Source organism: Lactobacillus sp. ESL0261, from assembly GCF_003693025.1.
In the GTDB taxonomy this organism is placed as follows: Bacteria; Bacillota; Bacilli; order Lactobacillales; family Lactobacillaceae; genus Lactobacillus; species Lactobacillus kullabergensis.
Genome location: NZ_REHN01000001.1, coordinates 76233 through 88641, shown reverse-complemented (window position 1 = coordinate 88641; position 12409 = coordinate 76233). Strand labels below are relative to the sequence as shown.

Annotated in this window: 9 protein-coding genes; 4 read left to right on the top strand and 5 right to left on the bottom strand. The window is 38.1% G+C overall.

Translation table 11 applies throughout. The features are described from left to right. Positions 1-639: 639 nt before the first annotated feature. Positions 640-1746: a serine hydrolase gene (locus F5ESL0261_RS00405; RefSeq protein ID WP_122051753.1), complete on the top strand. Its 1107-nt coding sequence runs from the start codon at positions 640-642 to the stop codon at positions 1744-1746. Positions 1747-1926: 180 nt separating this feature from the next. Here F5ESL0261_RS00405 and F5ESL0261_RS00400 read toward each other — a convergent pair whose 3' ends face one another. Together F5ESL0261_RS00400 and F5ESL0261_RS00395 are read right to left on the bottom strand one after the other, a co-directional pair. Next, entirely contained in the window at positions 1927-4767 is a 2841-nt protein-coding gene (locus F5ESL0261_RS00400; RefSeq protein ID WP_122051752.1) for a DUF3427 domain-containing protein, read from the bottom strand. A 73-nt stretch (positions 4768-4840) separates the two neighbouring features. Beyond that, entirely contained in the window at positions 4841-5668 is an 828-nt protein-coding gene (locus F5ESL0261_RS00395; protein ID WP_122051751.1) for an exodeoxyribonuclease III, read from the bottom strand. A 326-nt stretch (positions 5669-5994) separates the two neighbouring features. Between F5ESL0261_RS00395 and F5ESL0261_RS00390 the strand changes: the two genes are divergently transcribed. After that, positions 5995-7005 carry a D-2-hydroxyacid dehydrogenase gene (locus F5ESL0261_RS00390; RefSeq protein ID WP_034978727.1) on the top strand — a complete coding sequence of 337 codons (1011 nt, stop codon included), beginning with the start codon at positions 5995-5997 and terminating at the stop codon, positions 7003-7005. Positions 7006-7094: 89 nt separating this feature from the next. Here F5ESL0261_RS00390 and proC read toward each other — a convergent pair whose 3' ends face one another. The 3 genes from proC to F5ESL0261_RS00375 form a co-directional block, all read right to left on the bottom strand. Next, positions 7095-7862, bottom strand: a complete 768-nt coding sequence (proC, locus tag F5ESL0261_RS00385; RefSeq protein ID WP_158595172.1) for a pyrroline-5-carboxylate reductase — start codon at positions 7860-7862, stop codon at positions 7095-7097. Positions 7863-7875: 13 nt separating this feature from the next. Next, positions 7876-8739, bottom strand: coding sequence for an aldo/keto reductase (locus F5ESL0261_RS00380; RefSeq protein ID WP_046331391.1), 864 nt, complete (start codon positions 8737-8739; stop codon positions 7876-7878). Positions 8740-8803: 64 nt separating this feature from the next. Beyond that, a complete protein-coding gene (locus tag F5ESL0261_RS00375; RefSeq protein WP_122051749.1) occupies positions 8804-9514 on the bottom strand; it encodes a YjjG family noncanonical pyrimidine nucleotidase in 711 nt (236 codons plus the stop codon). 193 nt (positions 9515-9707) lie between these two features. On the opposite strand from F5ESL0261_RS00375, the gene F5ESL0261_RS00370 reads away from it, so the two are divergent. Together F5ESL0261_RS00370 and nrdJ are read left to right on the top strand one after the other, a co-directional pair. Beyond that, a complete protein-coding gene (locus F5ESL0261_RS00370) occupies positions 9708-9893 on the top strand; it encodes a hypothetical protein (protein WP_034978719.1) in 186 nt (61 codons plus the stop codon). A 258-nt stretch (positions 9894-10151) separates the two neighbouring features. Beyond that, complete coding sequence (gene nrdJ, locus F5ESL0261_RS00365; protein WP_122051748.1) at positions 10152-12386, top strand: ribonucleoside-triphosphate reductase, adenosylcobalamin-dependent; 2235 nt, start codon at positions 10152-10154, stop codon at positions 12384-12386. Positions 12387-12409: the final 23 nt, after the last annotated feature.

Here is a 12409-nt window from a genome sequence, read left to right as displayed (position 1 = left end):
TCGGATTTATTTGCTTGCGAAATTGACTTCGCTCTTTTGTTTTGGGTTCTGTTAAACCCGCACATTTTTGCGAAAACATTGTTCAGTTTTCAAGGTACTACCTGCTGCCTTCTTTAAAACAGCTTTTTTATTTTCCCAGATTCACGCGCTTTTGTCAAGCACTTTTTTCTGGAACCTGTTTGCCGTCTTCCCCGACAGCGTTTATTATCTTACTAAAGCAGCTCGCTTTTGTCAACTGCTTTTGCTCGATTTTTTGTGCTGCCTCTTAGGCCTCTTGCCTTGCGGCTCATTGCCCGACGACAGTTATTAATACTAGCAATTATTTTTGCCTTTTGCAAGTCTTTTTTATCATTTTTTCTGTTAAAACCAAAAAGCCTTAACTATCTGGCACTTTTAAGAAAAAGTAAAACCTCTTTTTCCAAATATTTCATTCGCATTACCCTTGGTATTCTTTTGTGAGAGTTTTAAATGGTTAAAAGCACCACTTTTCAATGTCATAATAAAACAAAGTATTTTCAGACGAATTACAAACGTTATCTAAATTTAATCTTTTCGTATTCCCCAAATTAATTTTAAAGTCTTATAATACTACTATATTTTAAGGAGAAAAGAATTATTTTGAAGCATAAATTTATTACAATGGTGGCTTCCCTAGTTATTGCTGCCTCGCCTTTAGTTACTGCAACCAGTCAGGTTAGTGCAGCAACTGCCACTAATAATAAGCAGACTGAAATGTACAATTTTGTTAGAGATACTTTTAAAAAGCACAATGTTCGTGGCATAGTCACAGTAGTACAAAACGGGGTTCCACAAACAATCAGCTACGGTTATGCCTGGTATGGCAAAAGAATTGGTAATGGCAGCAGCAAAATTGTTTATCCCACCGCTTCACTGCAAAAAGTAATTACTGGTGCAATGATAGTTCAACTAATTAATGAAACCAAGGGCACCAAAGACGAATTTACTCAATACACCAAAATATCTCGCTGGTACCCTAACCTCAAGAATGCCGATAATATTACTTTAGGAAATCTACTGACCCATACTTCTGGAATTATGGCTACTAAAACAGAAATAGACAGAGGCTATAATTATTCAGAAGACAATGCTATTAACTGGGTGGTTAATAATATCAATGCCTCAGCATCTGACATAATAGGTAATTATCACTACAATAATAGTAACTATATTTTACTCACCGGTATCATTAGGCAAGTTACAGGCAAGTCTTACGAAGATAACTTGCAAACCCGCATTATTGATAAGCTAAATTTGAAAAATACTTATCTTTACCAAAACATCCCTAAGAAAATGACTGATCCAATTTCATACTATTCAAATGGGAGTAAGAACTATCAAAAAGCAACTTATCTCAAAAAAAGCTTGGTTTCACAAATTCCTGGTGCTGGCAATCTTTTTACTACCACAGCAGAATATTACAAGATTCAGGTGGGCTTAACAGACGGCACAGTTTTAAATAAAGATGATTTCTATTATTTGACTCACCTAAAAAGCAAAGTAGTTAACTATTCAGGTGGAATGTACCTATACAATAATGATAATATTAGAAACGCCTATGGCAGCTTTAAGGGACAGCATTTTGGCACCTGGGTGCAGCTAACTGCTGATAATCAAAATGGAATTGTTATGTTTTTAAATCAAACTAACGATAATGAAAATGATCAAAAAGATGTAGGATACGAAATCCTGAAACGTATCAAACCTAATACTTTTGTAGAGCGCTAGGTTTTTATCAAAAAATTAGCTAAAGTGATTTCCTACTTACATATCAAAAGGACTAATAAATCAGCATTTATCAACGTGATTTGTTGGTCCTTTGTTTTGTAATAATCCTTTAAATATTTAAAAATATTACTTTCTTTTCTAACTCAAAAAGTCTAAGAAGTTCAACTCTTAGACTTTTTCTTATTCATCAAATAGTAGCTCATACATTTTTGTACTCAATGGCTTTTCTAGCAGCAAGTTCATCCCTACCGCAGCTTTTTTCTTTGGCCCCAGTAATTCTTCCTTGACCGTATCCTTTTGAATATCTACCTGTCCTAAATAGTAAAATTGCTTGCCAATCGCATCGCTCTTCTTAACAAAAAGCAACAGCTTCATCTGCGGAGTATTAAGCAGCCTTTGAACTTCATCTGATTCTAGATGACGGGGCGATCTCGTATACCAGCGCAAACAGCGACCGTCTTCTAGCGTATTATGGTACAAAGCATTGCGCTTTTTAGTCGAATCTTTTTGATAAGTAATAAAAATAGGCGTTTCGTTTTCGTCTACACGATAGCCATACATAGGTGCGGAAACATCTTTGGGCCAGTTTAACAACCGACAAACATCTTTACGATCATATTGCTGGTAAAGGGTAAATTGTTTGTGATTGTCATAGTCTTGATTAAGTGCCAAACCCGTTTTAATCACATCTCTAAATAATTTCCTAAAAGTTTCATTTTGGTTAAGAGATAGTGCCAATATTGGTGCTAATGAATAGTCAAACAAATCAATTTTGACTATAAGGGGTTGACCGCCATACTGGTCTTTTTTCGTTGTCTTGCCTTGTTTGATGTCAAAAAAGTTCAAAGAAAGAATATCTTCTACTGAAGTCAGGACCTTTTCATTAACGTAAGCACCATAATCATGCAAGACTTGCTCAAATTCTTCTTGACTAACCTGCTTTTTTTCTAAAAGCAGCTGCAATAGTATTAGTTCATGTGGTCTTTTCCCATTTAATAATTCCTTGGTAACAAAAGACAAAACGCCATCTTCATAATCACTTAGCTTCACAGGTTCACCCATTTTAATCAAGAAGCCGCCATAATGCTCAAGACTATGATTATTGGCAAAAACCATGGGAGAAGTTGAGCCATAACGGTAAAAATCAAATAACAGGGGCGGACGTCCTATCTTTTGCGCTAGTTCTTGGTAAGACTGCCGTAATTCTTTAATGCTGTCCAATTTAATCTTATCAAGCGAAGCCAAAATTTGGGCAGAAGCAATTTGACTAAAGTTAATTGTTGAAACATCGATAAAACTGGGGAGTACGCTTTCCTCGCGTGCCTTATCCTGCGAGCGGCTGTCATCCTGATTTAAAGCAATTGGAATTAAATAATTATTTTTATAGTTACCAATAAAGTCGATGACCGTGACATAATCTTTACCGGGATATTTACGCAAACCGCGACCCAGCTGCTGGATAAAAACAATACTGGACTGCGTATTGCGCAACATAATTATCTGATTTAAAGCTGGAATATCAATTCCTTCATTAAAAAGGTCAACCGTAATAATGTAGTCAATTTTGCCTTGTTGCAGCTGGTTGACAACTTGCAGTCTTCTTTTTTCACTGTCTTCATTAGTTAAAGCGATAGCGGGATGCTCACGGTCTGAAAAAGCCTGCGCTAATTGACGCGCTTCTTCTTGGCGACTGCAAAAAACCAGCCCTTTGGCTTGTGAACCGCAGTAGCCATAGTAATCCAACTGTTTTAAAACATAATCAACACGCTCTGGCGCAAGCAGTCTGCGCAAGTTGGTAGTTTCGTCAATCGTTGCACCATCTACTTCATAGTCCTCAACGCCAACATAATGAAAAGGTGCAAGCATCTTTTCTTCCAGTGCTTCACGCAAGCGGATCTCATAGGCTAAATTATAATCAAATAAGCGGTAAACATCCTGATCATCCATTCTTTCCGGCGTAGCAGTCATCCCCAGCCAAAATTGTGGCTTAAACTTGGCAAAAATACGCTGATAACTTGGTGCAGCCGCCCGGTGAGCCTCATCAATCAAAATGTAATCGAAAGTTGTTGCCTCCAAGCTGTCAAGTATATCTGTCTGGCTTAAAGTTTGCACTGTAGCAAAAACATATTTGCAGTCAATCTGATGCTTATGTCCTGTTAATAGCCCATAATCAGATGACTGGCCACCAATCACTTGGTAAAAACTTTTTAAAGCCTTTTTGGCAATTTGCTCGCGGTGGACAACATAAAGAAATTTATGAGGCTTAAAGTCTTTGACTGCAAATGCTCCCAAATACGTTTTGCCTGTTCCTGTTGCTGAAACTACCAGGCCGCGTTTTTGCCCGCTATCAATTAGTCCTTTTAACTCATGCAAAGCTTCTTTTTGCATTTCATTAGGTACAATTTTAGCTTTTTCATTTAATTGAGCCCCTGATTGCGACTGTGGTTTTACCCAATTTTGTTCATATTCTGCTATCCAACTTTCAGATAAGGGCATACTGTTTCTTTTTAATTCATGTAACTGCTGGGCAATCTGCACAGTTAATGTAGCATTATTCTTTGAGCTAATCTTCAAAGCCCACTCACAGTTACTGAGCAAAGCTGCCCGGGTAAAATTAGCGCTGCCGATAACTAAAGTCTGCCAATCTTCGTGTTCAAAAAGATAGCCTTTAGCATGAAAACCGTTTTTAGAGGTGATTTTAACGCTTAAATTGGGAATTTTTAACAATTCACGGAAAACTTTAGGGTTGTTAAATCCTAAGTAGTCACCTGTAATTAAAGTACCCGTAATATTTCTTTTAGCCAAATCAGCCATGACTACTTTAAACGGAACAAGCATGTCTTGAGTAATAAAAGCCACTGCCCAGGTAAAACTGTGGCAGCTAAGAAGCTCTTGACGCAGCGTCAGCCAGATATTCTCCTGTTTGTTATTTTGCAACAGTTTTGGTCCTAATAATTCATGTCCTGGATAGCTGGGATCATACAAACCGTTAAGAATGGCATCCTGCAAAGGCTCATTCATTCAACATCACCTCAAAGCTATTTTACACAAAAGAAAAAGAAACCCAACCCTTTGGATCTCTTTTTATTACTATTTATAAATCTATTTCCAATAAAATTGGGCAGTGATCGGCGCGCTCCCCAGTATCCATCATCTCGGAACGCTTGACCTTATCAGCAATTCTATTGCTTGTCAGCCAATAATCAATTCTCCAGCCTGAATTATTAGCCTTAGCAGTCCTTACACGTTGAGCCCACCAAGAGTAAACTCCCTCAACGTTGCCATTTATTTTTCTAAAGGTATCGGTGAAGCCGGCCTTAAGCATTTTAGTAAAATCTGCTCGCTCTTCATCTGTAAAACCGGCAGAATGATGGTTTGTATCCGGATGTTTCAGGTCAATTTCATGGTGGGCACAATTATAATCTCCACTAGCTAATACCGGTTTTTCCTGATCCAACTTTTGCAAATACGCGATATATTTTTCATCCCATACTTGCCGTTCACTCAAGCGCTTTAGACCATTACCTGAGTTTGGCGTATAAACTTGGGTCACAAAATACTCAGGAAACTCCAAAGTAATAATTCTGCCTTCATGATCCATTGGCTCTGGTGCACCAATCACAGGATAAGTTACTTTAGGCTTAAGTTCTTTTTTGTATAAAAACATAGTACCGGCATATCCTTTACGAGCTGGTTCTTCTGATGAGCGCCATACTATATCATATTCTGGAAACTCCTTGGTTAATATTTCCAAGTGTTTTTTGGTAGGTCCAGTTGAGCGCAATTTTGTTTCCTGGATTGCGACAATATCGGCATTTTGAGCATGTATTTTTTCTAAAACCTGGCGTGTTGCCACGGCACGTGAGGAAGTTCCTGTTAAAGCTGCATTAAGTGAATCAATATTCCACGAAATTAAGATCATTTTCTTCTCCTTATTAATCATTTCTTTCATTATATAGTTTTTTCACAGGGACTCAAAATTTCTATGATTTTTATCAGTATTATTTTTTACCAACTTGCACGTAATGCCATTAAATTTGCTGTTATATTTTTCACTACCTTAGAAAAAAATATTTGTAATTTTTTTGTTTTGCTATAATCCCTTTTGCAACATAAATGTAAGCGATTACCGATATAGCAGTATTTTTTAAAAAATAATTTTTTCACATTTTTATATTTTTCAATCACGTTAAGCAAGTGTATAATAGCACAAGAGACAACAATAATAATCTTTGGAGGTTAGATTTTATGACTAAAATTTATGCTTACGCCATTCGTAAAGATGAAGAACCATATGTACATGAATGGAAGGAAGCTCACAAGGATGTTGATGTTGATTTCACTGATCAACTTCTCACCCCTGAAACGGCTGAATTAGCTAAAGGTGCTGATGGTGTTGTAACTTACCAGCAACTGGATTACAAGGCTGATACTATTGAGGCATTAGACAAATTAGGTATTCACAACTGGTCAATCCGTAACGTTGGTATTGACAATATTGACCTAAAGAAAGCTAAGGAATTAGGCTTTAAGATCACTAATGTTCCGGTATACTCACCAGATGCCATCGCTGAACACGCTGCTATTCAAGCTGCCAGAGTTTTGCGCCAAGACAAGGTTATGGACGAAAAAGTTGCTAAGCATGATCTGCGCTGGGCACCTACAATTGGTCGCGAAGTACGTGACCAAACTGTTGGTGTTGTAGGTACTGGTCATATTGGTCAAGTATTCATGAGAATTATGGAAGGCTTTGGCGCTAAGGTTATTGCCTACGATATCTTCAAGAACCCAGAATTAGAAAAGAAGGGTTACTACGTTGATGACTTAGATGAACTTTACGCTAAGTCTGACGTTATTTCACTTCACGTTCCTGATACTCCAGAAAATGTTCACATGATTAACGATGATTCAATTAAGAAGATGAAGGATGGCGTTGTTATTGTCAACGTTTCCCGTGGACCATTAGTTGATACGGATGCAATTGTTCGTGGTCTTGACTCAGGTAAAGTTTTTGGCTTCGTAATGGATACTTACGAAAATGAAGTTGGTATTTTCAACAGTGACTTCAGTGGTAAGGACTTTCCTGACAAACGTTTAGCTGACTTGATTGCACGGCCAAATGTTTTGGTAACTCCACATACAGCCTTTTACACTACTCATGCTGTTCGTAACATGGTTATCAAGGCTTTCGACAACAACTTGAAGCTAATTAAGGGTGAAAAAGCTGATACTCCAGTTGATTTAGACAAAGAGTTTTAGTCTCTAAACTTATTTTCCCTTCTTAAATACACTTTATTGTCAAAAAAGACATCAGATAAATTTATCTGATGTCTTTTTAATTGATTATTTTAATTAGCAGAAGCATTTATTGCCTGAATCAGCGCGTTCCTAAACCCTTCTTCTTCAAGTTTAGTTACGCCTCTAATTGTCGAACCGCCTGGCGTAGTAACTTCATCTTTTAACTCTTCGGGCAATTTTTTACTAGCGAGTGCTAACTTACTTGTGCCTAAAAGCATCTGGTTAATGATTTCGTATGATTCGGCTCGGTTAACTCCATTCTGTACTGCGGCATCACTTAGAGCTTCAACCATTAAATCAACATAGGCAGGTGTGCAACCAGCTACAGTACCATATATGCCCAACAGATTTTCAGGTACAACGTAAACAGTTCCCATTTGGGTAAAAATATTTTTGACAGTAGTGATTACTGCCGGCTTTTCATCAGGTATAAAGCTGGCAACTGTAATACCTGCACCGATTTGTACCGGTGTATTGGGCACTATTTTGCCAAAAGAAGTTTCTGCTGGCAGCTTTTGATTAATTTGAGTCAGATCACCACCGCCAGTTGACAGGATAATGCCGTGATATTTTTGCCCTAAATTTTTGATGATTGTTTCAGTGGCAGATCCGCCTACCGCTACTATAACTGCTTGACAAGCATTAAAGTCCTCATAATTATTAATCAAGCTTAAGTGACGTTCAGCTGCCATTTTTTGCGCAGTGTGATGGCGTCCACCGTCAAAAACATAAATGTCTTCACTAGGATTTTGGGCATTCAACAAGCCCTCAATAATTGCAGAGCCAATTTTACCAGCTCCAATAAAGCCAATTTTCATCAACAAGCACCTTTTAAAAATCTGTTTGGTCTGGATCATTTGCTACTTGGGCTGCTCCATGCAAACCATCAAGTTTTGCCATATCAGCCGCAGTAATAGTAAAGTCAAAGACCTGCAAATTAGCTTCAAGGCGTTCGCGGTGAACTGATTTTGGTAGCGGAACAAAACCATGTTGCAATGACCAGCGTAATAAAACTTGTGCTGGGCTTTTATCATAATGTTGTGCAATAGAAACTACCGTATCATTGGCAAACAAACCACCTCTACCTAGTGGCGAATATGCCTCGCTTAGAATACCAAGTTCTTTATTATAAGCCGTTACGTCTTCTTCCATATCACTAGGGTTGAGATAAATTTGATTAACAGCAGGACGAATCTTAGCGGTTTTTAGAAGCTCATCCAGGTGCTTACGTCTAAAGTTAGAAACGCCAATTGCGCGAATTTTTCCTGCTTGAACTGCCTCTTCCATTGCTTGCCAGCTTTCCGCATTCAATTCAGCCCAGTGATCACGCACTGGGGCCGGATTAGGCCAATGGATCAAGTACAAATCAAGATAATCTAAATCCAGTTTAGTTAAACTTTCATCAATTGCTGCTTTAGTTTTCTGGTAACCGTGATGATCATTCCACAACTTAGTCGTCACAAATAAGTCACGCCTGTTCACTCCACTTCGTTTAATGCCCCGACCAATGCTTTCCTCATTGCCGTAGGCAGCAGCAGTATCAATTAAGCGATAACCGAGACTCAGCGCATCCTCAACGGTTTTTTGAGCAACTTCACCATCAGGAGTTTGCCAAGTTCCCAGTCCGATAACTGGGATTTTGACGCCATTATTTAATTCATAAGTGTCATTTAAAGATTGAATTTTGCTAGTCATAATTTTTCACCTCTCACCACTATTATACCGAACTGAGCTATACTTCTACAGCAAAAAATAGCAATTACTGCGGCTGTTTTTGAAAGTCGCTTTTTAGTAAAGTTACAAATTGCGGATAAGTGGTTACTTCATATAGCGGATGCAGGTTCATCTTATTCTTGCGCCTGCGGTGGTTATACCAAATACTGTCAAAACCATATTTTTCTGCTCCTAATATGTCTGACTGCAGTCCGTCACCAAAAAAGACTGTATCTTCAGGACCAATATTGGTGTGAGCAAAAAAGTAATCAAAAATCCGAGTATCAGGCTTAGAAAAACCAGCTTCTTGCGATGTCACAATTAAGGAAAAATAATCCTTAATTCCCGCTAATTGTAAACGATGCCTTTGCATAAAGGTCTCACCGTTGCTTAAAACCGTCAAGCAATAATTTTGTTTACGGGCATACCGCAAAGTATCCGTAACTCCCGGCAGCAACTTGTACGACTCACCAAAATAAGAGCGATATTCATTCATTATTGCTAAGCCATCAACTGTAATACCCAAATTTTCTTTAATAAAATTGGTAAAAGCCATTCTACTCAGCTGCTCATAATTGATCTTGCCTTGTTCCAGCTTACGCCACAGTCCTTGATTATATGCATGGTAATCACGTTGCATCTCTTCAGTTAGCTGCCAGTGATGTGCTTTAAAGAGACTATGCAATGCAAAACTTTCCGTGGCAGCAAAGTCAATCAAAGTATCATCAACATCAAAAATTATTTGTTTATAACGCAAGCAATTTCTTCCTCTCCAAATATCCCTAAGAATATAATGCGTATTCACTAAAATTAGTGTGGAGATTCATTATAACAATATTTCACTGATAAAGAACATAATTAACTATTTTTAAATTTTGTTTACATTGCTACTGCTATTTCAAAAAATAAGATATAATATCCCTTAATTTAAGCAAAAGGAGTGATTGGGCATGTTTACATTATTATTGATTTTGTTTCTCATTTGGCTTTTGGTCAAAATGGGAATTGGGATTGTCAAAATCCTATTTTTCCTTTTAGCTTGTGCTCTTGCTTTCTTTTTCTTAATTCACTTATTCATTCCTGCAATTATTTTTCTGGGCTTAATCTTCCTTTTCTTCGCAGCAGTCAGGCATTAGTTTTACTTTAAAAAAATAAAGATATATTCAAGCATAATAAGTACTAGATTCAACTTATTGTGCTTTTTTGTTGCTCTGAATTCTATATGTTTTTTTATTACCCTCTATAACTTACTCGCACATCATTTAATGCTTTTCTCTTGTGTTTGAGAGTAAACTTTGCTCTAGAAAATACAAGATATTGTGGTATAGTTCTAATTGTAGCCATAGATGATGTGTCTGTGGAACAATTTGCTAGTTTAAGGAGTAACTTTGAATATGAAAAATACGAGCATAACCTTAGATCAGGGTTACATTGATCAAGTGAAACAAAATGTCACTCCCCATTGGGGAGAGCTTGGCTGGGTTACTTATAAAAGGACCTATGCCAGATGGCTTCCTGAAAAAAATCGTTCCGAAAATTGGGACGAAACGGTTAAACGCGTAATCGAGGGCAACATTAATTTGGATCCCCGTCTTAAAGATTCTCCTTCGACAGAAGTAGTCAACGAATTAACAAACGAAGCTAAGGATTTATTTAAACTGGTTTACGGCCTTGGCGCAACGCCTTCTGGTCGTAATCTGTGGGTTTCTGGTACAGATTACCAAAAGCGCAATGGTGACTCTTTGAATAATTGCTGGTTCATAGCTATTCGTCCGCAAAAATACGGTGACAGTCATATAGTTCCAGATTATTTAAATCAAGATCAAGAAGCAGTTTCAATGCCTTTTTCATTTCTTTTTGACGAATCAATGAAAGGCGGCGGCGTTGGCTTTTCTGTTGTCCAAGATAATATTAGAAAGATTCCTGCAGTTGATAATAAAATTGACTTGACAGTCGTGATTAACAAAAAGAGTGCCTCATACGCAGATTCAATTAAGCTGGGTGCAACGGACAAAGACGAATGGATCAAGCAAAACGATGGTAAATCAGATTATATTTATTATAATTTGCCCGATACCCGTGAAGGCTGGGTTTTAGCTAACGCTCGCTTAATCGACGTGCACTTTAACCAAACCAATTCTGAAAATAAGACCAAACTGGTACTCGACATCAGCAGAATTCGTCCTTACGGAGCTAAGATTCACGGCTTTGGCGGTACAGCTTCTGGTCCTATGCCGTTAGTGGAAATGTTTTTCGATATTAACAACATTATTAACAACCGGGTCGGCGGCAATTTAACTTCTGTTGATTGTACTGACATTTGCAACTTAATTGGTAAAACAGTCGTTGCCGGCAACGTAAGAAGATCAGCAGAACTGGCTTTAGGCACTAGTACTGATCAAGACTTTATCGCTATGAAACAGGATAAAGATAAACTCTACCACCACCGCTGGGCCTCAAATAACAGTGTGGCAATTGATTCTAACTTTGATGAATATGAACCAATTGCTAACGGCATCAGAGAAAACGGTGAGCCTGGAATAGTTAACCTTGACTTATCTCGTAATTACGGCCGGATCATTGACGGTTATCAAAAAGATATTGACGGTGATGTTGAAGGTACTAACCCTTGTGGAGAAATTTCCCTGGGTAACGGTGAACCTTGCAACCTGTTCGAAGTATTTCCATATATTGCAGAACAAGAAAATTGGGATCTGAAAGACGTTTTCAGATTAGCGACTCGCTACGCCAAACGTGTAACCTTTAGCGACTATGACTGGGAAATTTCCCGTAACATCATTTATAAGAACCGGAGAATTGGTGTTTCCATGTCAGGTATCCAAGACTGGCTGTTAAACGATTTGGGTCACCGCGTTGTTACCGGCTTTGAAGACAGTATTGATGAAGAAACTGGTGCAAAAATCAAGAAACCAATTTACGATCCTCAGGGAATTAAAATGGTTACTGCTGCCTACCAAGCAGTCATTGCTGCTGATAAAGAATACAGTAAGACTTTAAACTGCAACGAATCAATCAAGCACACTACCGTTAAGCCTTCAGGCACTGTTGCCAAATTAGCTGGAGCTTCTGAAGGTATGCACTTCCACTATGCCGGTTACCTCATTCAAAGAATCAGGTTCCAAGCTTCTGATCCCCTGCTTAAAGCACTGGACGCCTGTGGTTACTACTCAGAACCTGATATTTATTCACCAAACACAACGTGTGTTGAATTTCCATTACGTGCTGCTCACGCTGATAGTAAAAACTTCGCTTCGGCTGGCACAGTTTCAATTGAAGAACAGTTTGCTACGCAAGCATTCCTGCAAACTTACTGGTCAGATAATGCAGTTAGTTGTACTGTTACTTTCCAAAGCGATGAAGGTGACAAGATTACTTCACTCTTTAAGCAATACCGTCATGTAATTAAGTCAACTTCACTGTTGCCATACTATGGCGGCTCACTCAAGCAAGCGCCAAAAGAACCGATCGATAAAGAAAAATACGAAGAAAGAAAAGCCCAGATTACTGGTGATGTCGCTCAAGTCTTTGCTGAGCAAAATGATGATCAAAAAGACTTGGAGTTAGTTGACCAAACTGACTGTGAATCCGGTGCATGTCCTGTTAAATAATTTGAGTAGGCGAAATTATAATT